Source organism: Flavobacterium sp. 102, assembly GCF_003634615.1.
In the GTDB taxonomy this organism is placed as follows: Bacteria; Bacteroidota; Bacteroidia; order Flavobacteriales; family Flavobacteriaceae; genus Flavobacterium.
In genome coordinates, this window is the sequence record NZ_RBKX01000001.1 from 2,632,066 (window position 1) to 2,658,464 (window position 26,399).

Sequence of the window (26,399 nt, forward strand, 5' to 3'; positions counted from 1 at the left end):
TTAATTAATTTTCTTTTTTCTATGTAAGTCAATAAAGGAATTCTCTTTTGAAGGATCAAAATTTCTCTCATACCACATTTTTCCAATTAGAGCATTCCATATAAATGCTAAAACCAAACCTATCCATTTAAACCATTCTCCGTCTTTAAATTTATCCCAATCATCATTATTCATTATAAAGGTATTTTCATTGACATATATACTAATAATGGACGCTGTTAAAAGCAGAGAAATTGCAAATATGAAGTTTGACCTATTTTTCCAGCTTTTTACTGCTTTTTTTTCAACTTCACTCAATCCTATTTTCAAATGTTCTTTTTCTTCTTTAATTGGATTAACATTTTGAGTTTCTATCTTATTTTCACTACCAATAATCCCAGCATTAACTGGAGCATTAAAATTATAAATCACTGAATTATCCGCTTTTTTCTCTTTATCCATTAGTATTTTCTTATCAATTAAATGACAATATTCTATGTCTTTGTTTTTTTTATTTTGCCCATTCTCATTTATAAAATTTATTTCTGATAAATCTTCATTCTTCTTTAACTCTTTCCATTCAATAAAAAATTCCCCATCAATACTCACTTGAACATTAAAGAAATTTGACTCCCATCTATATCTATTATCCCAATTTCTAGCCTCAAACTCTTGCAGATATCCTTCATATTCTTGAATTCGTTCTGAAAAATGAGGTGAATAATCGACATCATTTTCATCCATTACATCAATCCATCTTTTACTTCTATGATTATCAAAATTTCTTTTAGGAGAAGAAATATCTTCTGGTAAATCTAAAATAAAATCTACTATTTCTTTTTGTAACTCAATATTTTTATTCTCTTTGTCTGGAAACAGTTCTATTGTTTGTGTCTCTCTTATAAATTGTATCATTAAAATTGAATCATCTTTTTTAATAATAATGCCATTTCTCCAAAACCTATATTCTTTTTGTTCTCTACTAACGTAATTCCCGTACTTTGAAAATATTTTTAGCATCGCAATACTCATCAAATAATTGTCAGCTATAATTTTAATATTACAACGATTAAATATCTGCTCTTGAAAATCAATGATGTATGGACTCTTATCTTTTAAATATTGGGGAATAAAATATGTGTTTTTTTCTTCAGCTATTTCAAAAACTAAGTTGAATTTTTTTAATAATAAAATAACATCTTCTATACTTAATTGCAAAGAATTGGCATTAATAGATTTTTCAATTTCTGCTTTTGTCAATCTATCTTTTTTTTCCTTACTTAGTACTTTCTCATATAGTAAATCTAGTAATACTTGCGGTTTACAAAAGATTTTATCGGGTATAAGTTCAGAAAAATAAAGTAACATTCCCATATTATGAAATACTTTCATAGCCGCAGTAACATTATCTTTGTGAGGTCTGTTATTTATCTCATCAATAATTACAAAATCTTTATTCATTTCTTGAATTCTCTTCCAGAATACATCATAAAAAGAAGGATAATTAAATTTTGAAATTATTGTCTCCGCTAATTCAAAAAATAGTTCTTTAAAACTTTCTATTCTTTGTGAAGTTAATAAGCTAATACTCGAATAGTTTAAGTTCAAAGTTTGAAATTTACTCGCAAGTTCAAATTGATTTAGACTAGATACTGTATTTGGAGGATTATTAAGGTCTATTTTGTTTTCAAGAATTATCACTTCTTCCTTTACTGATTTAAGATTCAACTGTTCAACAGTTCTTAACCAATAATTTAAATCATAAAATTGGTTTTCAACTTTATCATTATTTCTTGCTATATCTTTTCCCCATAAAACAATATTTAAGGCATTTGGACTAAAAAAGAGTTTATGCGTTGCATGAAAATATTCCTGTCCACCAAAGTCCCAAAAATGAAAGTCAATGTTATTTAATTTTAGTTGCTTATATTCGATACCGTGTGTAGTCTGACTATCCGTTAACAAAACACTTCTAGCAAAGTAACGTAAAAGACTTGTTTTACCCATGTTTGAATTTCCTAATAAGAGAACTTTAATATTCTTAAACGGAACTTTTTCTTTAGAGTCTTCAGCATATTGTTTTATGGCTTCCCAACCAGCTTCTACTATAGTTGGAGCAAAATCAATTTCAATTTTTTTATTTCCCTGTAAATCAACTTTCTTTAAATTATCTAATTTTAAGATATCAGTTATATCGGAAACATTATTATTATTAATTTTCAATCTAGTCAATAATGACAAGTCTTTTAGATGTGAAATGTCAACAATCTGATTTATAGAGATATCTAAATAATTTAATTTAATCAAACTTCTCAATGGTGAAACATCATTAATCTTATTATCCTGTAGCCATAATTTCTCGAGAGATTTTAACTCACTTAAAACAGAAATATCTAAAACTTTATTATGTGTTAGATTCAATCTCTTTAAATTTTCTAAGTTCTTTAAAAATGAAATATCTTCAAGGTCATTAAACATTAAGGTTAATTCTTCAAGATGTGAAAAGTGAAGTAAAAAATTGAAATTGGGCTTATAATTATAACTACTAACATAACTAATATCTAGACTTTTTAAATTTTTTATATCTTTTAAAAAGGAAATATCAAGACAAGGATTTTTGCCGAATTTTAGGATCTCTAAATGTTTTAGTTCTTTGAGAATATCAAAATTCGCAATATGGTTTTGAGTTACGTCTAATTCAATTAAATATTCTAAATCTATAATTGGTGCTAAATCCTCAATGAGATTGTTACTAATATTTAAAACAATTATACTTTTTGTTTTTTTAAGGAATGATAAATTTCGAATCTTACAACTGCTTAAATTTAAATAAGCAATCTTTCTAAATTCTTCTAAAAAATTAAAATCTTCAATTATTAATTCGCTTAAATCTAAACCTGTAATTTCATTTTCAGCGTTAGTTTCAAAAGTGTAATACTTATTCCAAACATTAAAAGATTTTCTTTGTTTAATATCAAATAATTCAATGCCTAACTTATTCTGTAGCTTTAAAACACTTTCTGGCTTCATAAAAATCATATTTCCCCAAATATAATAATTTCCTACAACAACTGTTAAAATATCTATCGTGTGTTGATTCACCGTAGAGACGCGATTAATCGCGTCTCTACACACAAATGCATGACCAAAAGCCAATTAAATATCTATAATAAATGATCTGTGGAGACACAATCTGTGGAGACGCGATTTGTACGATTTGTAGAGACGCGATTAATCGCGTCTCTACATCCCTATTTTGCAGAACTATTGCTCTAAATAAGGACATTAATTGTCTTCACCAGGGATTTGGTTTTCCTATTTAGGGAATTGGTTTCCATGAATGCTGTAAAGACTCGATTAATCGCGTCTCTACAATCCAATTTAAGGGAATGCGTTTTCTTGGGAAGGAATATTGTTCTCTTTTTCAGTGAATTAATTCCCTTCGGATGGAAACCGGTTATAACATTTAGAGCAAAAAAAACCAGCTCGATGGAGCTGGTTTATTAAGATTATACATTTACTAAGCGGATCGTCGTCCTTGTCCTTTGAATCGCCTACCAATTTGCTGTACTAGTTCCTTAGCATTGGCATCGGTTTTAGCCGCTATTTTAAGAAAGCTATATACTTCATCTCCTTCTTTCATAGCATCAGAACCTAAAGCTAAAATGGTATCACTCAACCCTTCTGTCAGAGCTTGTGAAGCTACTAAAATGGGATAGAGTTTATTAATTAAGGTAACATCTTTCGCAAATTCATCTATCGGAAAGTCTCCGGGTAAACTGTTAGAAAATTGATTGGCTCCCGTGAGGTTGTCATTCACATAGTCAACACTTTTAGGACCCATTTTTCGGAATTTCTTTCTGTCTTCAGCAGAAAGGTTAATTAAAAAAGGTAAAGATACTATTGTGTCATTAATATTGGCTATAGCAGTACTCACTACGTTGTCTGCTACTTCGGCTGAGATTAAATTTTGTCTTGCCATTTTAAATAAATTTAAGAGTTAAACATTGGTAATTAGAGTGCACTTGATATGTAAAACGCAGGAATTTTACTTGTAGTATTTGGACTATGAATGTTTAACAAGAATTTAACAGCTTGATAATTAATAAATTAAATATTTTTTTCGTAGAGACGCGATTTATCGCGTCTCAATACAATCCGTCAATAATTAACATAAATTAAATGGCTATAACATAAACGCGTTTTATAGAAACGCGATTTATCGCGTCTCAATACAATCCGTCAATAATTAGCATAAATTAAATGGCTATAACATAAACGCGTTTTATAGAAACGCGATTTATCGCGTCTCAATACAATCCGTCAATAATTAGCATAAATTAAATGGCTATAACGTAAACGCGTTTTATAGAAACGCGATTTATTGCATCTCAATACAATCCCTCAATAATTTACATAAATTAAATGGCTATAACGTAAACGCGTTTTATAGAAACGCGATTTATCGCGTCTCAATACAATCCGTCAATAATTAGCATAAATTAAATGGCTATAACGTAAACGCGTTTTATAGAAACGCGATTTATCCCATCTCAATACAATCCCTCAATAATTAACATAAATTAAATGGCTATAACGTAAACGCGTTTTATCGCGTCTCAATACAATCCCTCAATAATTTACATAAATTAAATGGGCATTCCGTAGAGACGTCATTTACCGCGTCTCAATACAATACGTTTACAATTAACAATCTACAATCAAAGCAAATGAATGTGCCGTTGACGCGATTGACAGAGATGCGATTGACAGAGACGCGATTGTCAGAGACGCGATTGTCAGAGACGCGATTGTCAGAGACGCGATTGTCAGAGACGCGATTGACAGAGACGCGATAAATCGCGTCTCTACGGACGAATTTATAAATCACGATTCCATTTTTCAGGATTTGATTTAATATATTGTATCACTGCAAAATATTCATTTTTATTTCTAATAATTCTGTCATAATACCTTGATTGCCATGCAAATTCAGGATTTATTTTACGCAATTCGAATGTTGCTCTGCCTTTAAACCAACGAATAATTTTTGGAATACCATTTTTAAACATTGGATTATTATTTCCGGTAATTCCGCCTTTGTCAATTGATTCGGGTTGTAGAGACGCGATTAATCGCGTCTCTACGTCATCGTAACCGGTAAAAATTAATCGCGTCTCTACGTCATCGTAATCGGTAAAAATTAATCGCGTCTCTACGTCATCATCTGAAATTATTGCTTTTTGGATTTTTATAATGAAATGAATATGGTCCGGCATTATAATATACTCAACTATCCTAATATCTTGAAATTGAACTGCTATATTCGGTATTAATCTTTCTACAATCAATCCCATTTCAGATAATGTCACATTCTCTGCCTCTATCTTACCAAAATATTGCATTTTACCAGCTGTACAGATTGTAATAAAATAATCACCATTACTTGAATAATCATAGTTTGGTAACCTAGCTGATGGAATTCTATATTTATTATTGAATCTTTTCATTGTATCAAAAATAATAAAAATATTACAAATATGTATTTTGATATGGTGCAATTGTAGAGACGCGATTAATCGCGTCTCTACACATAAATATCGAATAAATAATTTTTTCTTAAATCCCATCCAAGTTTTCCCCAATAGTTTATTTTTGCCCCATGGGAAGAAAACAAACAAACAAAGTCATTTTTGAAAATATAACCGTTTTAGATGCCGGTGCCAAAGGCGTATCCATTGCTAAAGCGCCTGAAGGTCAAATCATTTTTATACCCAATGTCGTTCCCGGCGATGTGGTAGATGTGCAAACGCTTAAAAAACGCAAAGCCTATTTTGAAGGCAAAGCCATTAAATTTCACGAGTATTCTACTGACAGAGTTGAACCGGTTTGCCAGCACTTTGGTTCTTGCGGCGGTTGCAAATGGCAGAATATGAATTATGACAAACAATTGTTTTACAAAAACCAAGAAGTTTTCAATAACCTGAAACGCATTGGTAAAATTGAATTACCTGATTTTGAGCCGATATTAGGCTCGGAAAAGCAATTCTTCTATCGCAACAAAATGGAATTCGGGTTTTCTGACACGCGTTGGATGACCGATGCCGAGATTCAATCCGGAGTGGAATTTGACAACAAAAATGCTTTAGGTTTTCATATTCCACGCATGTGGGACAAAATTTTAGACATTGAGAAATGTCATTTACAAGAAGATCCATCGAATGCGATTCGCAATGAAATCAAGCGTTTTGCTACCGAAAATAATTTAGAGTTTTTCAACGCGCGTAGTCATGAAGGTTTGTTGCGTACGTTGATGATTCGCACTGCTTCAACCGGAGAAATTATGGTACTGATTCAATTTTACAAAGAAGACAAAACGCAGCGCGAATTGTTGATGAATCACATTCATGCCACGTTTCCACAAATTACGTCGCTACAATATGTGATTAACGGCAAAGCCAACGATACTTTGTATGACCAAGACATTAAACTGTTTAAAGGCAGAGATTATATTTTGGAAGAAATGGAAGGTTTGCACTTTAGTATCAATGCGAAATCGTTTTACCAAACCAATTCCGACCAAGCCTACGAATTATATAAAATCACCAGAGAATTTGCAGGTTTAACCGGTAATGAAGTGGTTTACGATTTATACACCGGAACCGGAACTATTGCGCAATTTGTTTCCAAACAAGCGAAGAAAGTAATTGGCGTTGAAGCCGTTCCCGAAGCTATTTTTGATGCCAAAGAAAACGCCAAGCGCAATAGCATTAACAATTGTGAGTTCTATGTTGGCGACATGAAAAACGTATTCAACGATGACTTCATCGCCCAACACGGCCAACCGGATGTGATTATTACCGATCCGCCAAGAGACGGCATGCACAAAGACGTCGTAGAACAAATTCTGAAAATCGCTCCGGATAAAGTGGTTTATGTTAGTTGTAATTCGGCTACACAAGCGCGCGACTTGGCTTTAATGGACGAAAAATACAAAGTAACACGTGTTCGTCCGGTAGATATGTTTCCGCAGACACATCACGTGGAAAATGTTGTACTTTTGGAAAGAAGATAAAAGAATTACGAATTAGTAATTACGAATTACGATTTGCTGCTATGAAAAAAATACTTGCCCTCTTATTACTTGCCATTTCATTCTCGGGTTGTGAGAAAGATGATATTTGTGTGGATGAAACCACGCCCAGATTAATTATCGAATTCTATGATGATGCCAATCCGGCTAATTTGAAGAATGTTACGAATCTTGAAGTCACTGAAGTAGGTCGAACGGATTCCTTAAAAATCTTTAGCGGTGTTAGTGTTATCGAATTGCCTTTAAAGAATACAGCCGACATGACCAAATACAGTTTGGTTTTAAACAGCACCAGTACAATTCCGGGTTTACCCAATGATGACTATCTTGAATTTAATTACACCCGTGAAAATGTATTTGTTTCCAGAGCTTGTGGTTACAAAACCATTTTTAAATTAAACAACAGTAATGGATTTATCCCAACAGATTCTGAAGCACTGGATTCACCTTGGATCCTAAACCATAGCATACAAACCTCTAACATTGAAACCGAAAATGACGTCCATATCAAAATTTACTTTTAGTATCGCCTTGGTATTGCTTTCATTGACGAGCAATGCACAAGAGAAGGTCACCGCCAAAAAAGACAGTATTCCACCAAAAATGGAGCGTTATGGTTTGCGACTAGGCGTAGATTTATTCAAACTTACCCGTTCGTTTTACGAAAAAGACTATCGTGGTTTAGAAATCGTTGGTGATTATCGTTTGACGCGCAAGCATTATCTGGCTGCAGAAATTGGAAACGAAGACAAAACGGTTGATGACACCCAAGTAAATTTTACCACCAAAGGAACTTATATCAAAGTAGGTTTTGATTACAACAGTTATCAAAATTGGCTCGATATGGAAAATATTATTTCCGTTGGATTGCGTTATGGCGTGAGCAGTTTTAGCCAAACCTTAAACAGTTATGAAATTTACGATCCCAATAACCAATATTTTGGAGAACCACCAACGGTTTTTCCAAATGAAGAATTCAAAGGATTATCTGCACAATGGATTGAAGTTGTCGCCGGACTGAAAGTTGAAGTAGTCAATAATATATTCGTGGGTTTCAGTTTTAGATTGAACCGAATGGTGACTCAAAAACAACCGAGTAACTTTGAAAATCTATACATTCCGGGTTTTAACCGAACGTATAACGGAGATTTTGGCGTAGGATTTAACTATACGGTTTCTTATTTTATACCGTTGTACAAATCAACAGTCAAGGCAAAAGCCAAAGCAGAAGAAAAAGCGAAAGCTACTGATAAAAAGAAATAATTAGAACTGCTTTATTCCTTTTATAAATAACCATTTCATAAAAATCTTTTCGCCGTCTCTGGTCTTAACGGCTTGGAATTTGGGTGCCAAAATAGTACCTACTACAAAGGAAGTAATTGGTAGCCAAAAACCCGTTAAACCTGAATAAAGTCCGAGTAAAATACGAACTATTATAAAAATTGCTGCGAAACCGATAAGATTCCACAATAGTGCTTTTGTTTTGCTGGTCATGTTGTTTGTTTTGTGTGCCAAAGATACTGAATTATTCAAATGGCCAAATCCATTAAAATTAGTATTTTTATAGAAACTTAATTTACAAACGGATTTATTACTTAATTATTGGGAACTATGAAAACATTAAACCAGCTCATGCAAGACATCATTCGCTTAACAACTGAAATAGAAACCAAATATCCTGAATTGTATAAATACCTTAGCGAAACACCTTTGTCGTTGTGTGAAACAACTTCAGAAAGGGTTCATACTACTGAACTCGAACAGTATCTCGAAACTTTAAAGTCTCAATTACAACACCATATAGAAACGCACAATACTAAAAGATAACAGCATTAAAAACCATATTGATTTTAAAAGACTACTTTTAATCAACAAAAACCAACAATAGACCATATCAAAATGGAAAATACCAAATTCAATATAGCCGTATTAATTGACGGCGACAACGCGCAACCCAAATTAATCAAAGAAATACTCGAAGAAGTTTCTAAATATGGTAAAGCCACCATTCGCAGAATTTATGGCGATTGGACACAATCACAAATGAATGGTTGGAAAGAAATCATCAACCAGTATTCTATAAGTCCGGTACAGAAATTTGCCTACACCACGGGAAAAAACTCAACCGACAGTTCGATGATTATTGATGCGATGGATATTTTACACGGAAAAAATATTGATGGATTCTGTATTGTTTCAAGCGATAGTGATTATACCGGTTTGGCCAAAAGAATTCGCGAAGAAGGCCTTTTCGTCATGGGTATTGGGCAAAAGAAAACGCCAAGTGCTTTCGTCCAGTCTTGTGAAATCTTTACGTTCAGCGAGAATTTGGCACCACCAATTGAAAAGCAACCGAAAGCCAAAGCCAAAACAAACACCAAAGAAGCTTCTCCAAAAGAAACAATTCCTCAAAGCAAAGTCAATTTATCTATCATTGACAAAGCATTTGAAATTTCAACTAATGAAGAAGATGAAGCTTACATTTCGCATGTTGGAACCAATTTAAGAAAAATTGACCCAAGCTTTGACTCCAGAACTTATGGTTTTAGAAACCTCACCAAACTTTTTGAAAGTATCGAAAAATACCAAGTAGTCAAAAATGAAGTCAACGGTTTAAATCATCCTTTAGTAAGATTGAAATAAAAGCACGTTGTCGTTCGTCGGTTTAATTTTACTTTTCCTACAATAAAAACCTAATAATCAGGTATTAGTCGGTATGTTTTTGTTAATTAACATTTCTTTTCAAACGGATTTGTTATTTTTGTGGTACCCAAATTTACACAAACTTAAACTTCCCCTATCATGAACAATGTCTATAATTACAGTATCGACCTAAAGAATGAGAAAAAGATTGAAAAAACTGTAGTCCTGAAGCAACTTTCTCAAAACAGCAAAGAAATTAACACCCTAGAATTTCCTAGTGATGATATTGACGCAATCATTGACGCGCTTCATCAAACAAAAAAAGCTTTTGTAGGTCTTAACGGATATCACAAAGAAGACGAAAGCATCAATCCCATCATATTAGATACTTTAGTAGAATTATTTTTCTCCGGAATTTCTATTCGTGATTTATCATCGCAATATAACTTATCGGAATTACTGATAAAAACCAACTTGGAAAAAAAAGGCATCGTCATTTTTGATGAATTTTAATGCTACATAACCAACGATACAACTAATAAAAAACACTCAAGCTTTGGGTGTTTTTGTTTTTTAAGGAAACTTTAAAAATCTGTATGTTTTTTATTTAAAAAATAGATTATTTTTGGAATTCAAAAAAACAAAAGAGTTTGTATATGAAGAAATTATTAGCTGTATTTATTTTTTGTTATGCTTCTTTTTATGCTAATGCCCAAAAGGGATATGAAATTACAATCGATTTAAAAAATTGTAATGACACGCTGGCTTATCTTACTTTCTATAGATTCGATAAAACTTTAATCAAAGATACTTGTACCACTATTAAAAACGGACGAATCGTTTTTAAAGGCAAAGACAAATTAGACAAAGGAATTTATTCATTGGTAAGCCAACAAAAAACCATACTCTTCGACTTCTTTATTGATGATGAGACACAAAAACTGGAACTCAAAAGTGAAATGGGTGCCAATTTAAATAAAGACTTAACAGCCGTTAATTCAGCTAGAGAAAATGATTTTTTTAAATACCTGAAATTCTTAGGCGACCAAAACAGAACCTTTTTCGAGTACAAACAAAAAACTGTTTTAGCGACTAAAAATGATTCTTTGGCTTTAACCAAAAAACAAAAAGCATTGGAACAAAGTATTGTTGACTACGAAGAAAATTTCATTGCCCAACACAAAGGAAGTTACATCGCCGATGTAATTAACTTGAAGACGGAAAAAGAGTTGAAAAATGTACCCAATGCCTCAAACAGCAGACCGGATAGCATCGCTGTTTACAAATACTACAAAGAGAACTTTTGGCGAAACGTAGATTTCAAAGACGATGCCATGATGCGCAACCCGTTTTTATTCAGCAAATTGAAAACCTATTTTGACAAGGTAATAATAACGCATCCGGATTCGGTTAGCGTTGAAATTGATCGCATGCTTTTAAAAACAAAACCCGAAAGTTTGATGTACAAATTACTTTTGGCGCACTTCACTTATACCTATGAAACTTCAAAAATAATGGGATTTGACAAAGTGTTTGTCCATATTTCAGACAAGTATTTCAAAACAGGTAATGCCAACGGCATTTACGATGATGCCGATGTTGTGCAAAGAATCATCAAACGCGCTGATAAACTGAAACCATTACTCGTTGGCGCCAAAGCTCCTGATTTGTCAATGATTCGAGCCGAAGATTTTCCGAAGTTTAAAGCAATGGGGTTTGAAGATGCCAAAAACAGTGACGAAATGACCAAAGTCTTCTATAAAAACGTCAACGAAGTCAATAAAATGTTTGTCAAGCTAAGCGAGGTCAAAGCCGAATACACGATACTCGTTTTTTGGGATGTAGATTGTGGACATTGCCAAAAAGAAATTCCGGTGTTGGTTAAAGCTTACGAAGAATTGCTTCAAGAGAAGAAAGATGTCAAAGTGTATAGTGTTTATACGCTACATGAAGGTGAAAAATACTTAAAATACATAGCCGATAACAAGCTGCCGTTTATAAATTTGTACGACGGCGCCCATTATAACAATGCCATCGAAAAATATGACGTCTACTCTACTCCGGTGATTTATGTTTTGGATAAAAACAAAGTGATTAAAGCCAAAAGAATCGATGCCGCGAATGTAAAAACCATTATTAAAGCAATTGAAACCGACCCGAGACTATAGGGCAAACCAAGCATAACTGAAACAAAAACCTGAAAGCATGAAAAAAGAACCGGAACTTTCCACTTTAACTACCGAGGAGCTTGAAAAAAGAGCCAAAACAACCAAAATGGCTACAAATTTTTTATTGGGTGTTTTAATAGTTCAATTTGCCGCTGGTGCCTATCTGACTATCAAGCAAGGTTTTAATGTTTTTGTTATTATTCCCATTGCTTTTCTTCCCTTGGTAATTTTAAACTTTACCAATCTGAAAAAAATAAAAGAAGAAATTGCCAAAAGAAACGGTTAATTATTCTTCTTCAGTATGCTGCTGAAATTTAGTTCGCTTGCTGCCTTCGTACATTTCGTATTTTACCAAACGCGCTTCTAAACTTCCATTGAAAAGTTTGATTTTGCGTGAAGGACGTAGTCCGACAAACTTCAAAGCTTCTAAATTACCGGTAATAAACCAGGCATTGGTATTCGGATAATTGTTCTTCAAAGTATCGCCTAATTCACGGTAAAAACGTTCCAATTCAATATCCAAACGTTCTCCATATGGCGGATTGAAAACCATATGCAATGGTCCGACCGTTTCTTTTTTGGTATCAAAGAAATTCGCCTGACTGATGGTGATGTATTCATCCAAATTGGCATTAAGAATATTGTCTTTCGCCTTTTGAACAGCACTTGGCGCTTTGTCGTAACCAATGATATTGTGGTGGAATTCTTTGGTGCGTTTCATCAACGCATCTATAATTTGATCAAACAAATCGTTGTCCCAATCGTTCCATTTCTCGAAAGCAAATTCTTTTCGGTTGATGTTCGCCGGGATATTACACGCTATCATTGCGGCTTCCGCCAAAATCGTTCCTGAACCACACATTGGATCCAAAAAATCAGAACTTCCGTCCCAACCTGATAATAACAACATTCCGGCTGCTAAAACCTCGTTTATCGGAGCGATATTCGTAGCCGTTCTGTAACCTCTGTGATGCAAAGAAGCGCCCGAAGTATCCAGCGCTACAGAACATTGGTCACGGTCGATATGGATATTGATTCTTAAATCCGGGAAATCTTTGTCCACACTTGGACGTTGACCTGTTTTATCCCGAAATTGATCTACAATAGCATCTTTGGCCTTTTGCGAAACAAACTGAGAGTGCTTAAAATTATCCGAGTGAATCGTAGTATCAATCACAAAAGTTTGGTTGGCGTTCATGTATTTACTCCAATCAATCCCTTGAATGCCTTTGTACAAATTCTGATCATTCGTAGCACGGAAATAGTAAATTGGTTTGAGAATTTTTAACGCAGTGCGCAACGACAAATTGGCTTTGTACATAAACCCTTTGTCGCCTTTAAAACTCACAGCACGCGTCCCGATTTCAACCTCTTGAGCGCCTAATTGTTGTAATTCTTTGACCAATATTTCTTCAAAACCAAAAAAGGTTTTGGCTACCATTTTAAAATTCTCCATAATTTATTCTTGTGTCACCCTGTCCCGAAGCTTCGGGAGTCGAAGGGTCAATATCTATTTCAATGACAATATCAATGCTCAATACAGTCATAAGTTCGGCAAAAATACACTAATTTTGCGGGTGAAGAATTCATTTGAAAAGAATAAATGTCAGATACTACAAATTGTAAATCCGAAAATTGGTACGCTTCCTGGTTTGATACACCTTATTACCACATTTTATACAAAGATCGAAACTACCGTGAAGCGCAAATCTTTATGGACAATCTTACCCATTATTTAAATTTACCCGAAAAAGCAAAAGTTCTTGATTTAGCTTGCGGTAAAGGCCGTCATTCCATTTATTTAAACCAATTGGGTTACGACGTAATTGGTGCCGATTTATCCGAAAACAGCATTACTGAAGCCAATAAAAATGCCAATGAAACTTTGCACTTTGTCGTGCATGACAAACGCGTGCCTTTTGAAGAGAAGTATGATGCTATTTTTAACTTGTTTACCAGCTTTGGTTATTTTGAAAGCGAGGAAGACAATTTAAAAACTTTAGTGGCTATCAAAGAAAGTTTGTCCGAATATGGTTTTGCCGTAATTGATTTCATGAATGTTTACACGGTTTTAGAAAACTTAATTCCGGAAGAAACTAAGGAAGTCGATGGCATTACTTTTCACATCAAACGCAGTCATGTTAACCATTTTATCATCAAGGAAATTGATTTTGAAGCCGATGGTGAACAATTTCACTTTGAAGAAAAGGTAAAAGCTTATACTTTGGAAGATTTCCAGCGCATGATGGACCAAGCCGGAATTTACTTATTGGATACTTTTGGAGATTATAAATTGAAAAAATTCCACAAGAATACTAGCGAAAGATTAATAATGATATTTAAGTAAACGCTATAGGCAATAAGCTTTAAGCAATAGGATGAACTTAGAACCTATAACTTACAACAAAATGAATTACATACTTCCTTTACTATCAGTTCTTTTCGGCTATGCAATTGCATTGATTATTAAACCCAAAAAGAAGAACAATCTTAAACTGTTATTGGCGTTTAGCGGTTCGTTTTTACTATCGCTAACCGTAATGGATTTGTTACCGGAAGTATACGAAAGTCACAATCATAGCGTTGGGATTTTTATCATGGTTGGGATTTTGTTCCAAATCATTTTAGAGTTCTTTTCCAAAGGCGCCGAACACGGTCACGTTCATGGTCACGACAAAATCAAGCAAATGCCTTGGTTGTTGTTTATCAGTTTGTGTATTCATGCTTTTTTAGAAGGCTTTCCGGTTGGACATCACCATGATTTAGCCTTCGGAATTGCAATTCACCACTTGCCTATCGCGATAATCTTGACAACCTTTTTCTTAAATGCCGAATTGAACAAAAAAGTGTTGTTTGTCTTTATGCTTTCGTTTGCCGTAATGACTCCTTTAGGAACTTTTGTTTCCGATTCAGCGCCAACAATCACACAATATTACACCGAAATCACAGCTATTGTAATAGGAATTCTATTCCATATTTCGTCAACGATTATCTTTGAAAGTAGCGAAGGACACAAGTTTAACATTGCTAAGATTTCGATGATTATTTTGGGAATTTTGTTAGCATGTTTTGTTTAAAAATCTGAACGAAACTTAGTAACTTAGCGACTCAGAACCTTATCAACACAAAAATGTCCTTCACCAAAACCACCGAACAATCTTCACAATACGAAAGTCTCGAACAAATGTCGGTTCGCGACTTGTTAGCCAATATCAATAACGAAGACAAAACCGTGCCTCTGGCTGTGGAAAAAGCTTTGCCTCAAATTGAAACTTTGGTTTCTCAAATTGTAGCCAAAATGAAACTCGGCGGCAGATTGTTCTACATTGGTGCCGGAACTTCAGGACGTTTAGGCATTGTTGATGCTTCGGAATGTCCGCCAACATTCGGCGTTCCTTTTGATTTAGTCAACGGAATTATTGCTGGCGGTGACAAAGCCATTCGCAAAGCGGTCGAATTTGCTGAAGATGACGCATCCCAAGCTTGGAAAGATTTGCTTGCCGAAAACATAACCGAAAATGACGTCGTAATCGGCATCGCTGCTTCGGGAACTACGCCATACGTAATTGGTGGTTTAGAAAAATGCCATGAAAATAACATTATAACAGGATGTATTACTTGTAACGAAGGAAGTCCGTTAGCGTTAACAGCGCAATTTCCTATTGTTGTGGTTGTTGGTCCGGAGTTCGTTACCGGAAGTTCTCGCATGAAAGCCGGAACCGCACAGAAGTTAGTCTTAAATATGATTTCTACGACAACGATGATTCAATTAGGCCGCGTAAAAGGGAACAAAATGGTCGATATGCAATTGAGCAACGTAAAACTCGTTGACCGTGGCGTTCGAATGATTATGGGTGAAATTCTGGTGAGTTATGAAGAAGCTTCGGCTTTATTGGAAAAACACGGGAGCGTTAGAAAAGCTGTGGAAGCTTATCAAAGTTAGGATGAAGAAAGCAATTAAAATAGTTTTCTTTTTAATTTTTGCCTCGGCAATTGGCATTTATGCTTATCGCAACTCGGTTAGAACTTCGGTAGTCGAATATAAATCGGAACTTGATCCTGATGATTATCCCAAAACGCTCGATAGCATCAAACAAATCAGAAGCCAATTGAATGGAAAAAGTACTTCTGAAATTGGAAAATCATTCACCAACCAACTGACCAATAAAATATTTCCTTATTGGTACGGAACCAATTGGGATTTTAATGGTACCAGTCAAAAGCCAAATGAAGGTAATATTGCTTGCGGTTATTTTGTGACAACGACTCTGAGAGACTTAGGAGTTGCCATCAACCGAGTAAAATTGGCACAATGCGCTTCAGAGGAAATGATTAAGAAGTTGGTTTCAGAAGATAATATTTATCGGTTTTCGAATAAAAGCATTCAGGAATTTGAAAAAACTTTAAAAGAAAAAGGCAATGGCATTTATGTGGTTGGTTTAGACAATCACACCGGTTTTTTATATTTATCGGATGATGGGAATTACTTTATTCATTCTAGTGGCGCACATCCGTTTAAAGTGGTCAAAGAAAAATTCATCGAATCGACTTTATTAATAAAATCAAAATACCGAGTGGCTGGCAAACTATCTTCGGATAAAAAATTACTTACTAATTGGACAAAATTGTAAAAAATATATAACCATGAAAAAAATCATAACCATAGCCATATTATTCTTCTCCATACTTTCCTATTCTCAACAAATGAGTTTAGAGAAAGGCAAATTTTATCTCGGCGGAAACCGAATTGACAGTCGCGAAGCTCGAAATTTATTTGCTACCAATGTTAAAGCGGCAGCACTTTACAAACAAGCCAAATCAAAAGAAGCTTTGGGTGGATTTTTATTAGGATTAGGGATTGGGCTAACCGTTGGTGATTTGGCCATTGGTTTGTTTTCTGATAAAGATTATCCTTCAGCACTAACTTATGCCGGATTGGGTTCGATTGCCGTTTCTGTGCCGATACTTTCAGGAAGAAAAAAACGATATAAAGAAGCGATTGAAATTTACAATTCGGAACACAAAGAATTAAAATTAGGCGCAACCAATAACTCCATAGAACTCAATGCGGTTTCGAATCAAAACGGTTTTGGATTACAATTAAAATTCTAAAATATGTCAGTCAACAAAACACTACTCGATAAAGGAATTAAATACATGCTTTATGCTTTACCTTTGATGTTTATTGGTCCGAGTGTCATTTACAATGCCTTCATCAACAAACAAAACACTTGGCATTGGTTGGTTTTAGCCATTGGAATTGTCCTTTGCTTAACCGCAGTCTATTTTATGTTTAAAGGAATAAAAACGCTTACTGACGCTTTGTTTGATCATGAAAAATAACTCCTATTTAGAAAGTGTTCAAAAGCAATTTCTCTATTATAAAATGTTAGGTGAAAAAGCGATGGAACAACTTGAACCTGAGCAATTATTCATTTCGGTGAATGACGACACCAATTCGATAGCAATAATTGTAAAACACCTTTCCGGAAATATGTTGTCACGTTGGACAGATTTTTTAACTACCGATGGAGAAAAAGAATGGCGTAATCGTGACGCAGAATTTGATTCCTATTTTCTTGAAAATGACAAAGCGGAACTGATGAAATTGTGGAACAGAGGCTGGGATTGTTTGTTCAATGCGATAAATTCGTTAACCGCTGAACAATTAGAAACCATTATCTATATTCGCAACGAAGGTCATACGGTTGTGGAAGCGATTAACCGTCAGTTGGCGCATTATCCTTATCACATTGGTCAAATTGTTTTTTATGCCAAAATGCTCAAAAAAGAAGAATGGAATTCGCTTTCCATTCCAAAAAATAAATCCAATAGTTACAATGCAGAGAAGTTTTCTAAAGACAAAAGCATAAAGAACTTTACGGATGATGAATTGAATAAATTAAAACGTTAAGGTTATAAGGCACTAAGTCTCTGAGGTTCTGAGAAAAACTAAACTCAAAACTAACAACATAGCAACTTAGTACCTTAGCACCTAATACACTTAGCACCTTAACCCATGAAAAAAACATCACTACTCCTACTCGCTTTAACCGTGATTGCTTGCTCAGAAAAAGAGCGTAACTGCCAAGATTTTAAAACCGGCACTTTTGAATTCTCTCAAGAAATCAATGGAAAAAAGGTCACCTCAACTTTCACACGTACCGAAACACTTCAAATAGAAACCTTTAACGGAAAAACCGATACCGCTTCTGTGCGTTGGGTAAATGACTGTGAATTTGTGTTGCAAAAATTACATCCGAAAACCATGAATGAAAAGAAAGCAATCAGCATGAAAATTTTGTTTACTAAAGACAATACCTATACCTTTGACTATTCTTTTGTAGGCGATGCGCAAAAACAACGCGGCACTGTAACAAAATTGAAATAAACGCGTTTAACCGATACAAACTTAATTTACAAACATGGAAGTATTTTTAAATCCCGATGCTTGGGTAGCACTTTTGACTTTAACTTTTTTAGAAATTGTTCTCGGAATTGACAACATTATCTTCATCTCAATCGTAACCGGAAAACTTCCTCAGGAAAAACGCAAAAGAGCCACAAGAATTGGTTTGTTTTTAGCCATGTTTATGCGTATCGGATTGCTATTCGGAATTACATTATTAATCGCTATGAAAGCTCCTTGGTTTAGTATTGATTGGGGTTGGTTTAGCGCTAGTTTCACCGGTCAAGCCATTATTCTTTTGCTTGGTGGTATATTCTTAATTTACAAAAGTACTAAAGAAATTCACGAAAAGGTTGACCACAAAGGTGAAGAAGAAAAAGACTTAAAAACTTCAGCTGCGAAATCATTTAGCAGTGTAATTGTCCAAATTCTATTAATCGATTTAATCTTTTCGGTAGACAGTATTTTAACCGCAGTTGGAATGACCAATGGTGTTGAAGGCGCAATATACATTATGGTTACTGCTGTTGTGATTTCTGTGGGCGTTATGCTTTTATTCGCTGTCCCGGTTGGCAATTTTGTGAACGCCAATCCATCCATACAGGTTCTTGGTTTAGCCTTCTTAATCTTAATTGGTTTTATGTTAATCACCGAAAGTATGCATTTATCTAATGCTTCTTTAGTAGGACAGCATGTTGGTGTAGTTCCAAAAGGCTATTTGTATTTTGCCATTGCATTCTCATTGGCTGTAGAATTCATCAATATGAAAATGCGCAAAAAGAAACACTAATAGTGAAAATATCAAAAGTATAAGCTCCCTATTGATAGGGAGTTTTTTTGTAGCATCTGAGTCTTTTTTTATTTCAATACAAATTGTCCGCAGCTTCTTCTTTTTTTAGATTTTATCCTACATTCTGTCATTTCTATGCTCCTCAACAGTTGTTAAATGATAATTATCATCTTTTTTTAATCAAAAAAAGATTACTTTTACGATAGTTGAGATTGTTAAAATATAAAATTTATTAGGCATGGGTATGGAAAAAAGAATAATGATCTTACAAAAATTCTCTTCTTTCAAAATTGTCCTTTTTTATACAATTGTTAGTGCTGTATATATCTTCGCCTCTGATTACTTCTTAGAACTACTGATTCCTAATATTAATTTACTCTCCAAACTTCAAACTATAAAAGGACTGGCTTTTATTCTCATTACTGCAATACTACTTTATATATTGGTCAAAAGAAATATTGATAAAATATCAAGCTATTATCAAGAAATCATCGATATAAAACAACTGTCCGATGAACAATCGATACAATCGAAGGAAGAATATATTTCTTTATTTAATCACAGCCCTTTACCAATGTGGCTTTTTGACACAGAAACTCTTCATTTTATACTTGTGAATGAAGCTGCTTGCAGTCATTATGGTTTTTCGCAAGAGGAATACATGTCAATGACATTAAAAGATATTCGTCCTAAAGAAGATATACTTTTATTAGAAGAAATGCTTGCTCTTTCTTTGAAAACTAACAGTTCACTTTCGACCATTGTAAGACATCGAAAAAAAAATGGGGAAATTATTCAAGTTAAAGTAAAAACTTGTTTTGTTGCTTTTAATGGAAAAAAATTAAGACTAGCTTCTGCTGTAGATATCACAGCAGAAATGAATACCCAAAAGAAACTGACAGAGTCAAATTCGAGATTACAAATTGCAAGTGAAATTGCCAGTTTAGGTTATTGGACAAATGATTTAGTGAAGTCAGAAATCCAATGGTCTGACGAAATGCACAGGATTTTTGAAACTGATCCCAAAACGTTTGAATTGACTTTAGAGGCGATAGTAAATCGCTTTCATCCGGATGAACGATTGAAATTCAACACCCAAACATTTTCCAATTTTGACGAAAAAAACATTATAGAAAGTGAGCAGAGAATTATTACCGATTCAGGCAAAATAAAATGGATATTGGAGCGAATACATTTAATAAAGAATCATAATAATGTCCCTATTAAACTAGAAGGTATTGCTGTAGATATTACCAAAAGAAAACTACACGAACAAGAAATATGGGAAAGCAACGAACGTTTTAAATTGTTGACGAAAGCTACCATTGAAGCCATTATTGATTGGGATATTGACAGTAAAACTGTTTTTTGGGGTGATGGTTTTCACTCCTTACTAGGCTATGACCTAAGCAAAACGGATAATCGTTTATGGTCAAGTAACATACATCCAGAAGACAGAAAAAAAGTATTAAGTGATTTAAACAGAGCTTTAAAAGATCCTACAAAACAGAATTTTAATGCCGAATTCAGATTTTTAAAAGCCAACAGAGATGTTGCTTACGTACAGCACCGGAGTGTTTTAATAAGAGACATTAACGGCAAAGTGACCAGAGTATTAGGTGCTATGATTGATTTAACTGATACTTTAGAAAGAATGCGTAAGATTGAAATGCAAAATAAGGTATTAAAAGACATTTCATGGACTCAATCACATATGGCAAGAGCTCCACTTGCAAATATTTTAGGTCTCATTAATCTTATGAAAGACAATAAAAGCTTAGGTATAAACGATGAAAATCTTATTGATTATATTAGTGAATCGGCCAATAAACTGGATGATATCATACGTGATATCGTCAAAAAATCTGCCGAAACCAATAACATTGAATAAATCACAACCACCGGAAATTTACAGAAACCCGACAAGTTTTTAAAACCTGTCAGGTTTAATTATTCTAATGACAATGTAATCTGTCCGTCATCGTCCGTTTCTGTTTGGATATCATCCGAAACATTATCTTCTCCGGTTACTTCAACATCTTCCGGTTGGATTTCTTCCGGTTCCTCGAATGGTAATGGTTCTAATAAATTGACTTGTTTTAGTTTGTCTGTGGTCAATTGGTTACCAATCGCCTTAATCCCTTTCACTGAAATAAATTGTTCTAAATCAACAGTAATTGTATCTTTTTGCACACCTTTGACTTTGGCAAAAACAATTTCCGCCATTGGTCGCCAATCGGTTGAAACGATTTCTAATTGGGATTTTTCGTGTTCAGTGATAAAGATTTCTTCTTTGTTTTCGTTTTCTACTAAAAAGCGTTTCACGAAATAACGTTCCTTTTCTCCATCATAATAAATGGTTGAAATTGGTTTCTTCGGATGCCATTTTTCTAAGACAATCATATCTTCCTCAAAATGCGTGGTCAACTCAGGAACAATCGTTTTCAATTTCCCCGATTGGTTGATAATGAGCAAACGGTCATTGGGTCTGAATTCACCCAACAACTCACCTCTTCCATCGACATTCAATCTTTGAACCGTATCGTCAAACCACACTTTACGCGGACGCAAAGTCGAAATGCCTTTTTCTTTGAGTTCAATTTTCTTAATTGGATATTTGGTCACGGTATTACCACGCGAAGCTCTTCCTTTGATGGCAATATCAGAGAAATCGACATCCCATTTGAGTTTTTTGACGCTACCTATTTGGCGCAATAAAATCGTCACCGTTTCTGCTTCACCATTCGGATTCGCAGAAAAATACAATACTTGACTTCCGGCTTTTTCCTGAGTCAAATCATAGAATTTATCACGAGTAACGCCCGAAACATTGAAACGCTTGATAAACGTTGAGCCGTTTTTACCATCGCGGTACATCATATTGTAAATCGTGCGTTTGTCATTTTTATCGAAAACCGCAATATGGATAATGTCTTTGCCAACGAACTTTTTGTCGTCTACTTTGGCAATCATCATTTTTCCGTCACGCAAGAAGACAATCACATCATCAATGTCAGAGCAATCAGCTACGTATTCGTCTTTCTTTAAACCGGTTCCAAAGAAACCTTCTTCTTTGTTGACGTAAAGTTTGGTATTTCTTAAAACCACTTTCGTCGCTTCAATCGTATCAAAACTTCTCAACTCGGTTAGACGTTCTCGACCTTTGCCGTATTTGTCTTTGAGCTTTTGAAAGAAATCCACCGTATAGTCAATGATATGGTCTAAATGGTGTTTTACTTCTTCCATTTCAGCTTCCAACTTCGCAATCGCATCATCGGCTTTGTCCGAGTCGAAACGCGTGATACGAATCATTGGAATTTGCGTCAATTTTTGCAAATCGTCATCATTGATTTCTCTAACAAACGATTTCAAGAAAGGCTTAAATCGGTCATACATATAAACGTAAAGCGATTCTCTGTCGGAGTACAATTTGAAGTCGATGTACATTTCTTCTCGGATGAAAATTTTCTCCAACGTTGAGAAATGCCATTTGTTTTCTAATTCGTCTAACTGAATTTCCAATTCGCGTTTGAGCAAATCAACCGTTCGGTGTGTCGAAATCTTCAACATATCCGAAACACCGATGAACAACGGTTTGTGGTTTTCAATTACACAACCTAATGGCGCTACAGAAGTTTCACAAGCGGTAAATGCGTAAAGTGCATCAATGGTTTTATCCGGAGAAACGCCCGGCGGAAGATGGATTAAAATCTCTACTTCGGCAGCGGTATTGTCTTCTATTTTTTTGACTTTGATTTTCCCTTTTTCATTGGCTTTCAAAATACTATCAATCAGCGTTGACGTATTGGTTGAAAATGGAATTTGGGTAATCACCAACGTTTGTTTGTCGAGCTGACCAATTTTGGCACGCACACGCACTCGTCCGCCACGCAAACCATCATTGTAATTGGAAACATCAGCAATACCTGCGGTTGGGAAATCAGGAAATAAAGTAAATGGTTTGTTCTTTAATATTTTAATCGAAGCATCTATCAGTTCGTTAAAGTTATGTGGTAAAACTTTAGTCGATAAACCTACGGCAATTCCTTCGGCACCTTGCGCTAACAACAACGGAAACTTTACCGGAAGATTAATCGGTTCGGCACGTCGACCATCGTATGACATTCCCCATTGGGTGATTTTGGGAGAATACAACACATCGTGGCCAAACTTAGAAATACGCGCTTCAATATAACGCGAAGCCGCAGCACTATCGCCGGTTAGAATATTTCCCCAGTTTCCTTGCATGTCGATAATCAAATCCTTTTGCCCTATTTGCACCATCGCATCACCAATACTTGCATCACCGTGTGGATGATACTGCATGGTATGTCCAACGATGTTCGCCACTTTGTTATAACGACCATCATCCAACTCTTTCATGGAATGCATAATACGGCGTTGCACCGGTTTGAATCCGTCTTCAATCGCAGGAACCGCACGTTCGAGAATTACATAGGAAGCATAATCCAAAAACCAATCTTTGTACATGCCTGTAACTTTGGTAATGGTGTCTTCCGGGTTTTCGTCGTTTTCGTAGAAATGGTTGCCCGAAGATTTAATGTCTTCAAAGCCTTCTTCCATTGCGTCATCGCTTGTCGATTCGTTCAACTCGTCGTTGATCTCGTCTTCGTTTGGGATGATATCGTCTTCTTCTTCGTCTTTCATATTTTTTGTAGCACTATGTTACTCAAAGTTTTCACAGTGTTTCACAATGTTTAAAAATTTCTTTGGGAAACTTTGTGCTTTACATAGTGGAACTTTGTGTTACTAACTTCATAATATCAATCTTTTTATTCCGTCTTTTAATGACTTTTTATAAAAATTTAAAAGTAAACCTAACTTACATTCTGAAAGACGCATGTAAGTTAGACATTGAGCAGTGTGTTCAATTGTAAAATCCTCAACAACTTTTAATTCAACGATCACTTTATTGTTTACAATTAAATCAACTCGGTATCCGCAATCCATTTTTATATCTTCATAAATAACGGGAAAAGGTTGTTCTTGTTTAACCTCTAATCCATGTTTCATCAATTCATAAGCTAAACATTCTCTATAAACTTTTTCCAACAAACCAGAACCTAATTTAGTATGGACTTTATAAGCGCAATCCAATATAATTCGACTAATTTCGTTTTCTTCGTTCATAATAAATTTAACTGTTACACTATGTTACTCAAAGTCAATCACAAAGTCTCTCAATGTTTTTAAAATTTCTTTGTGTGACTTTGTGCTTTACATTGTGATACTTCGTGCACCAAAAACCTACTTCTCCACCACATCCAATTCCACTTTCAAATTATTGATAATAAAAACCTGTCTGTCCGGTGTATTTTTCCCCATATAGAATTCGAGTAAGGTTTCAATCGATGTGGATTTGTCTAACATCACCGGATCAAGTCGAATGCTTTCGCCAATAAAATGTTTGAACTCATCGGGTGAAATTTCCCCTAATCCTTTGAATCGGGTGATTTCAGGTTTTGGTTTTAGTTTTTCAATAGCATCAATTCGCTCTTGTTCGCTGTAACAATAGATGGTTTCCTTTTTGTTTCGCACGCGGAATAAAGGCGTTTGCAAAATATACAAATGGCCGTCTTTAATTAGCTCAGGAAAGAATTGCAAAAAGAAAGTAATCAACAACAAACGAATGTGCATCCCGTCAACATCGGCATCGGTGGCAATTACGATATTGTTGTACCGCAAATCACCCATGTCTTCTTCGATGTCTAAAGCCGCTTGAAGCAAATTGAACTCTTCGTTTTCGTAAACAATTTTTTTGGTCATGCCATAAGAATTCAATGGCTTACCACGCAAACTAAATACGGCTTGGGTATTCACATCCCGACTTTTGGTAATCGAACCGGAAGCCGAATCACCTTCCGTAATGAAAAGCGTGCTTTCTAAACTTCTTGGGTTTTTGGCATCGGTTAAGTGCACGCGACAATCGCGTAGTTTTTTATTGTGCAGACTCGCTTTTTTGGCTCTGTCTTTGGCTAATTTTCTAATACCCGATAATTCTTTACGCTCGCGTTCGGCTTGAAGAATTTTGCGCAATAGTAAATCGGCTACTTCAGGGTTTTTGTGTAAAAAGTTATCGAGTTTGGTTTTGATGAAATCGTTAACAAAAGTACGCACTGATGGACCTTTCGGACCAATATCGGTTGAGCCTAATTTGGTTTTCGTTTGTGATTCAAAAACCGGTTCTTCGACTTTTACCGCAATAGCAGAAACAATCGATTTACGAATGTCAGACGCTTCAAAAGGTTTGTTGTAAAACTCTTTGATGGTTTTGACAATTGCTTCGCGGAAAGCACCTAAATGCGTTCCACCTTGGGTTGTATTCTGACCATTGACAAACGAATGGTATTCTTCTGAGTATTGTGATTTACTGTGTGTTAAAGCAATTTCAATATCATCACCTTCCAAATGAATTACAGGATATTGCATGTCTTCCTCCGAAATGGTTTCTTCGAGTAAATCCTTTAATCCGTATTCGGAAAGGTATTTTTCACCGTTGTAATAAATCGTTAATCCACGATTTAAATAACAGTAGTTTTTGAGCATCTTGATAACATACTCATTTCGGTATTTATAGTTTTTGAAAATGGTTTCATCGGCTACGAAAGACACTTTGGTTCCTCTTCGTTTGGTCGATTCTACTAAGTCCTCTTCAAGGGTTAAATTTCCGGCGGAGAATTCGGCGGCTTTTTGTTGGTTGTCCCGAACCGATTCCACACGGAAATAATTGGACAAAGCATTGACGGCTTTGGTACCTACTCCATTCAAACCAACAGATTTCTTAAACGCTTTGGAGTCGTATTTTCCTCCGGTATTCATTTTGGAAACCACATCAACGACTTTCCCTAACGGAATACCACGACCGTAATCGCGTACGGTAACCAATTTGTCTTTGATCGTCACTTCAATGACTTTTCCGGCACCCATGACGAATTCATCGATACAGTTGTCGATGGTTTCTTTGAGCAATATGTAAATACCATCATCGGGTGAAGAACCGTCACCGAGTTTCCCGATGTACATTCCGGGACGCATTCGGATGTGTTCTTTCCAGTCGAGCGAACGGATATTGTCTTCGGTATATTGATTTTGTTCTGACATTTTAAAAACTAACGATTTTAACTGCGTTCAATTCGGTCGTTGCCTTTTGCAACAACCTCGGGTCTGCTAATATAGTGGAATTAGGGTGATTTTTGAAATGATATTTATCAAAGTTATTAAGAATGATATTGACAAAATGAGGCAATAGGCATAAGACAAAAGACAATAGTTTAAAGTTGTTGAATTAGATGATTT

Annotated in this window: 27 protein-coding genes; 19 read left to right on the forward strand and 8 right to left on the reverse strand. The window is 35.0% G+C overall.

What is annotated here, in order from left to right; translation table 11 throughout:
- Nucleotides 1-3,009: a leucine-rich repeat domain-containing protein gene (locus tag C8C84_RS11400; protein WP_158592567.1), complete on the reverse strand. Its 3,009-nt coding sequence runs from the start codon at nt 3,007-3,009 to the stop codon at nt 1-3.
- Between the two features lie 490 nt (nt 3,010-3,499).
- On the reverse strand, nt 3,500-3,961 hold the full coding sequence (locus tag C8C84_RS11405; protein WP_121313766.1) for a hypothetical protein: 462 nt from the start codon (nt 3,959-3,961) through the stop codon (nt 3,500-3,502).
- A 778-nt stretch (nt 3,962-4,739) separates the two neighbouring features.
- Between C8C84_RS11405 and C8C84_RS17290 the strand changes: the two genes are divergently transcribed.
- The gene (locus C8C84_RS17290) at nt 4,740-4,838 is read left to right on the forward strand and encodes a pentapeptide repeat-containing protein (RefSeq protein WP_370453655.1); all 99 of its coding nucleotides are present in this window, start codon (nt 4,740-4,742) and stop codon (nt 4,836-4,838) included.
- Nucleotides 4,839-4,859: 21 nt separating this feature from the next.
- On the opposite strand, the gene C8C84_RS11415 is transcribed toward C8C84_RS17290, so the two are convergent.
- Complete coding sequence (locus tag C8C84_RS11415) at nt 4,860-5,489, reverse strand: transposase (protein WP_121313768.1); 630 nt, start codon at nt 5,487-5,489, stop codon at nt 4,860-4,862.
- Nucleotides 5,490-5,641: 152 nt separating this feature from the next.
- Between C8C84_RS11415 and rlmD the strand changes: the two genes are divergently transcribed.
- From rlmD to C8C84_RS11430, 3 genes are read left to right on the forward strand one after another with little or no spacing between them, the layout of a single operon-like run.
- Complete coding sequence (rlmD, locus tag C8C84_RS11420; RefSeq protein ID WP_121313769.1) at nt 5,642-7,054, forward strand: 23S rRNA (uracil(1939)-C(5))-methyltransferase RlmD; 1,413 nt, start codon at nt 5,642-5,644, stop codon at nt 7,052-7,054.
- 41 nt (nt 7,055-7,095) lie between these two features.
- Nucleotides 7,096-7,596 carry a DUF6452 family protein gene (locus tag C8C84_RS11425; protein WP_121313770.1) on the forward strand — a complete coding sequence of 167 codons (501 nt, stop codon included), beginning with the start codon at nt 7,096-7,098 and terminating at the stop codon, nt 7,594-7,596.
- Nucleotides 7,568-8,335 (forward strand): DUF6048 family protein, encoded by a 768-nt coding sequence (locus C8C84_RS11430; RefSeq protein WP_121313771.1) that lies wholly within the window; start codon nt 7,568-7,570, stop codon nt 8,333-8,335. The genes C8C84_RS11425 and C8C84_RS11430 overlap by 29 nt, the downstream gene beginning before the upstream one ends.
- Here the strand turns inward: C8C84_RS11430 and C8C84_RS11435 are convergent, their stop codons facing one another.
- Nucleotides 8,336-8,566, reverse strand: coding sequence for a hypothetical protein (locus C8C84_RS11435; RefSeq protein WP_121313772.1), 231 nt, complete (start codon nt 8,564-8,566; stop codon nt 8,336-8,338).
- A gap of 117 nt (nt 8,567-8,683) precedes the next feature.
- On the opposite strand from C8C84_RS11435, the gene C8C84_RS11440 reads away from it, so the two are divergent.
- The 5 genes from C8C84_RS11440 to C8C84_RS11460 all read left to right on the forward strand — a co-directional run bounded on the left by C8C84_RS11440 (nt 8,684) and on the right by C8C84_RS11460 (nt 12,169).
- The gene (locus C8C84_RS11440; RefSeq protein WP_121313773.1) at nt 8,684-8,899 is read left to right on the forward strand and encodes a hypothetical protein; all 216 of its coding nucleotides are present in this window, start codon (nt 8,684-8,686) and stop codon (nt 8,897-8,899) included.
- A gap of 72 nt (nt 8,900-8,971) precedes the next feature.
- Complete coding sequence (locus C8C84_RS11445) at nt 8,972-9,715, forward strand: NYN domain-containing protein (RefSeq protein WP_121313774.1); 744 nt, start codon at nt 8,972-8,974, stop codon at nt 9,713-9,715.
- 159 nt (nt 9,716-9,874) lie between these two features.
- Nucleotides 9,875-10,228 carry a hypothetical protein gene (locus tag C8C84_RS11450; RefSeq protein WP_121313775.1) on the forward strand — a complete coding sequence of 118 codons (354 nt, stop codon included), beginning with the start codon at nt 9,875-9,877 and terminating at the stop codon, nt 10,226-10,228.
- Nucleotides 10,229-10,371: 143 nt separating this feature from the next.
- Nucleotides 10,372-11,883: a TlpA family protein disulfide reductase gene (locus C8C84_RS11455; protein ID WP_121313776.1), complete on the forward strand. Its 1,512-nt coding sequence runs from the start codon at nt 10,372-10,374 to the stop codon at nt 11,881-11,883.
- A 37-nt stretch (nt 11,884-11,920) separates the two neighbouring features.
- Nucleotides 11,921-12,169 (forward strand): redox-active disulfide protein 2, encoded by a 249-nt coding sequence (locus C8C84_RS11460; protein WP_121313777.1) that lies wholly within the window; start codon nt 11,921-11,923, stop codon nt 12,167-12,169.
- Here C8C84_RS11460 and C8C84_RS11465 read toward each other — a convergent pair whose 3' ends face one another.
- The gene (locus C8C84_RS11465; protein WP_121313778.1) at nt 12,170-13,339 is read right to left on the reverse strand and encodes a class I SAM-dependent RNA methyltransferase; all 1,170 of its coding nucleotides are present in this window, start codon (nt 13,337-13,339) and stop codon (nt 12,170-12,172) included.
- Between the two features lie 147 nt (nt 13,340-13,486).
- Between C8C84_RS11465 and C8C84_RS11470 the strand changes: the two genes are divergently transcribed.
- The 10 genes from C8C84_RS11470 (at nt 13,487) to C8C84_RS11515 (ending at nt 20,973) form a co-directional block, all read left to right on the forward strand.
- On the forward strand, nt 13,487-14,230 hold the full coding sequence (locus C8C84_RS11470) for a bifunctional 2-polyprenyl-6-hydroxyphenol methylase/3-demethylubiquinol 3-O-methyltransferase UbiG (protein ID WP_121313779.1): 744 nt from the start codon (nt 13,487-13,489) through the stop codon (nt 14,228-14,230).
- Nucleotides 14,231-14,291: 61 nt separating this feature from the next.
- Complete coding sequence (locus C8C84_RS11475) at nt 14,292-14,960, forward strand: ZIP family metal transporter (protein WP_121315050.1); 669 nt, start codon at nt 14,292-14,294, stop codon at nt 14,958-14,960.
- Between the two features lie 53 nt (nt 14,961-15,013).
- Entirely contained in the window at nt 15,014-15,826 is an 813-nt protein-coding gene (gene murQ, locus C8C84_RS11480) for an N-acetylmuramic acid 6-phosphate etherase (RefSeq protein WP_121313780.1), read from the forward strand.
- Between the two features lies 1 nt (nt 15,827).
- On the forward strand, nt 15,828-16,514 hold the full coding sequence (locus C8C84_RS11485) for a hypothetical protein (RefSeq protein WP_121313781.1): 687 nt from the start codon (nt 15,828-15,830) through the stop codon (nt 16,512-16,514).
- Nucleotides 16,515-16,527: 13 nt separating this feature from the next.
- Complete coding sequence (locus C8C84_RS11490) at nt 16,528-16,995, forward strand: hypothetical protein (RefSeq protein ID WP_121313782.1); 468 nt, start codon at nt 16,528-16,530, stop codon at nt 16,993-16,995.
- 3 nt (nt 16,996-16,998) lie between these two features.
- Nucleotides 16,999-17,226 (forward strand): DUF6095 family protein, encoded by a 228-nt coding sequence (locus tag C8C84_RS11495; RefSeq protein ID WP_121313783.1) that lies wholly within the window; start codon nt 16,999-17,001, stop codon nt 17,224-17,226.
- Complete coding sequence (locus tag C8C84_RS11500) at nt 17,216-17,797, forward strand: DUF1572 family protein (protein ID WP_370453644.1); 582 nt, start codon at nt 17,216-17,218, stop codon at nt 17,795-17,797. The genes C8C84_RS11495 and C8C84_RS11500 overlap by 11 nt, the downstream gene beginning before the upstream one ends.
- A gap of 105 nt (nt 17,798-17,902) precedes the next feature.
- Nucleotides 17,903-18,274 (forward strand): DNA topoisomerase IV, encoded by a 372-nt coding sequence (locus tag C8C84_RS11505; RefSeq protein WP_121313784.1) that lies wholly within the window; start codon nt 17,903-17,905, stop codon nt 18,272-18,274.
- Nucleotides 18,275-18,308: 34 nt separating this feature from the next.
- On the forward strand, nt 18,309-19,082 hold the full coding sequence (locus tag C8C84_RS11510; protein ID WP_121313785.1) for a TerC family protein: 774 nt from the start codon (nt 18,309-18,311) through the stop codon (nt 19,080-19,082).
- 244 nt (nt 19,083-19,326) lie between these two features.
- A complete protein-coding gene (locus tag C8C84_RS11515; RefSeq protein WP_158592568.1) occupies nt 19,327-20,973 on the forward strand; it encodes a PAS domain-containing protein in 1,647 nt (548 codons plus the stop codon).
- Nucleotides 20,974-21,032: 59 nt separating this feature from the next.
- On the opposite strand, the gene C8C84_RS11520 is transcribed toward C8C84_RS11515, so the two are convergent.
- The 3 genes from C8C84_RS11520 to C8C84_RS11530 all read right to left on the reverse strand — a co-directional run bounded on the left by C8C84_RS11520 (nt 21,033) and on the right by C8C84_RS11530 (nt 26,204).
- Nucleotides 21,033-23,750: a DNA gyrase/topoisomerase IV subunit A gene (locus C8C84_RS11520; RefSeq protein WP_121313787.1), complete on the reverse strand. Its 2,718-nt coding sequence runs from the start codon at nt 23,748-23,750 to the stop codon at nt 21,033-21,035.
- A 108-nt stretch (nt 23,751-23,858) separates the two neighbouring features.
- Nucleotides 23,859-24,233, reverse strand: a complete 375-nt coding sequence (locus C8C84_RS11525) for a GxxExxY protein (RefSeq protein ID WP_121313788.1) — start codon at nt 24,231-24,233, stop codon at nt 23,859-23,861.
- 117 nt (nt 24,234-24,350) lie between these two features.
- Nucleotides 24,351-26,204: a DNA topoisomerase IV subunit B gene (locus C8C84_RS11530; protein WP_121313789.1), complete on the reverse strand. Its 1,854-nt coding sequence runs from the start codon at nt 26,202-26,204 to the stop codon at nt 24,351-24,353.
- Nucleotides 26,205-26,399: the final 195 nt, after the last annotated feature.

Excerpts from the sequence above, each read along its gene's own strand:
- C8C84_RS11455 (WP_121313776.1), top strand. The coding sequence starts at position 10,372 with ATGAAGAAATTATTAGCTGTATTTATTTTTTGTTATGCTTCTTTTTAT.
- C8C84_RS11515 (WP_158592568.1), top strand. The coding sequence starts at position 19,327 with ATGGAAAAAAGAATAATGATCTTACAAAAATTCTCTTCTTTCAAAATT.
- C8C84_RS11495 (WP_121313783.1), top strand. The coding sequence starts at position 16,999 with ATGTCAGTCAACAAAACACTACTCGATAAAGGAATTAAATACATGCTT.
- C8C84_RS11460 (WP_121313777.1), top strand. The coding sequence starts at position 11,921 with ATGAAAAAAGAACCGGAACTTTCCACTTTAACTACCGAGGAGCTTGAA.
- rlmD (WP_121313769.1), top strand. The coding sequence starts at position 5,642 with ATGGGAAGAAAACAAACAAACAAAGTCATTTTTGAAAATATAACCGTT.
- C8C84_RS11470 (WP_121313779.1), top strand. The coding sequence starts at position 13,487 with ATGTCAGATACTACAAATTGTAAATCCGAAAATTGGTACGCTTCCTGG.
- C8C84_RS11490 (WP_121313782.1), top strand. The coding sequence starts at position 16,528 with ATGAAAAAAATCATAACCATAGCCATATTATTCTTCTCCATACTTTCC.
- C8C84_RS11500 (WP_370453644.1), top strand. The coding sequence starts at position 17,216 with ATGAAAAATAACTCCTATTTAGAAAGTGTTCAAAAGCAATTTCTCTAT.
- C8C84_RS17290 (WP_370453655.1), top strand. The coding sequence starts at position 4,740 with ATGCGATTGACAGAGACGCGATTGTCAGAGACGCGATTGTCAGAGACG.
- C8C84_RS11425 (WP_121313770.1), top strand. The coding sequence starts at position 7,096 with ATGAAAAAAATACTTGCCCTCTTATTACTTGCCATTTCATTCTCGGGT.
- C8C84_RS11400 (WP_158592567.1), bottom strand. The coding sequence starts at position 3,009 with ATGAAGCCAGAAAGTGTTTTAAAGCTACAGAATAAGTTAGGCATTGAA.
- C8C84_RS11520 (WP_121313787.1), bottom strand. The coding sequence starts at position 23,750 with ATGAAAGACGAAGAAGAAGACGATATCATCCCAAACGAAGACGAGATC.
- C8C84_RS11405 (WP_121313766.1), bottom strand. The coding sequence starts at position 3,961 with ATGGCAAGACAAAATTTAATCTCAGCCGAAGTAGCAGACAACGTAGTG.
- C8C84_RS11530 (WP_121313789.1), bottom strand. The coding sequence starts at position 26,204 with ATGTCAGAACAAAATCAATATACCGAAGACAATATCCGTTCGCTCGAC.
- C8C84_RS11510 (WP_121313785.1), top strand. The coding sequence starts at position 18,309 with ATGGAAGTATTTTTAAATCCCGATGCTTGGGTAGCACTTTTGACTTTA.
- C8C84_RS11505 (WP_121313784.1), top strand. The coding sequence starts at position 17,903 with ATGAAAAAAACATCACTACTCCTACTCGCTTTAACCGTGATTGCTTGC.
- C8C84_RS11465 (WP_121313778.1), bottom strand. The coding sequence starts at position 13,339 with ATGGAGAATTTTAAAATGGTAGCCAAAACCTTTTTTGGTTTTGAAGAA.
- C8C84_RS11440 (WP_121313773.1), top strand. The coding sequence starts at position 8,684 with ATGAAAACATTAAACCAGCTCATGCAAGACATCATTCGCTTAACAACT.
- C8C84_RS11485 (WP_121313781.1), top strand. The coding sequence starts at position 15,828 with ATGAAGAAAGCAATTAAAATAGTTTTCTTTTTAATTTTTGCCTCGGCA.
- C8C84_RS11450 (WP_121313775.1), top strand. The coding sequence starts at position 9,875 with ATGAACAATGTCTATAATTACAGTATCGACCTAAAGAATGAGAAAAAG.
- C8C84_RS11525 (WP_121313788.1), bottom strand. The coding sequence starts at position 24,233 with ATGAACGAAGAAAACGAAATTAGTCGAATTATATTGGATTGCGCTTAT.
- C8C84_RS11435 (WP_121313772.1), bottom strand. The coding sequence starts at position 8,566 with ATGACCAGCAAAACAAAAGCACTATTGTGGAATCTTATCGGTTTCGCA.
- C8C84_RS11430 (WP_121313771.1), top strand. The coding sequence starts at position 7,568 with ATGACGTCCATATCAAAATTTACTTTTAGTATCGCCTTGGTATTGCTT.
- C8C84_RS11445 (WP_121313774.1), top strand. The coding sequence starts at position 8,972 with ATGGAAAATACCAAATTCAATATAGCCGTATTAATTGACGGCGACAAC.
- C8C84_RS11415 (WP_121313768.1), bottom strand. The coding sequence starts at position 5,489 with ATGAAAAGATTCAATAATAAATATAGAATTCCATCAGCTAGGTTACCA.
- murQ (WP_121313780.1), top strand. The coding sequence starts at position 15,014 with ATGTCCTTCACCAAAACCACCGAACAATCTTCACAATACGAAAGTCTC.
- C8C84_RS11475 (WP_121315050.1), top strand. The coding sequence starts at position 14,292 with ATGAATTACATACTTCCTTTACTATCAGTTCTTTTCGGCTATGCAATT.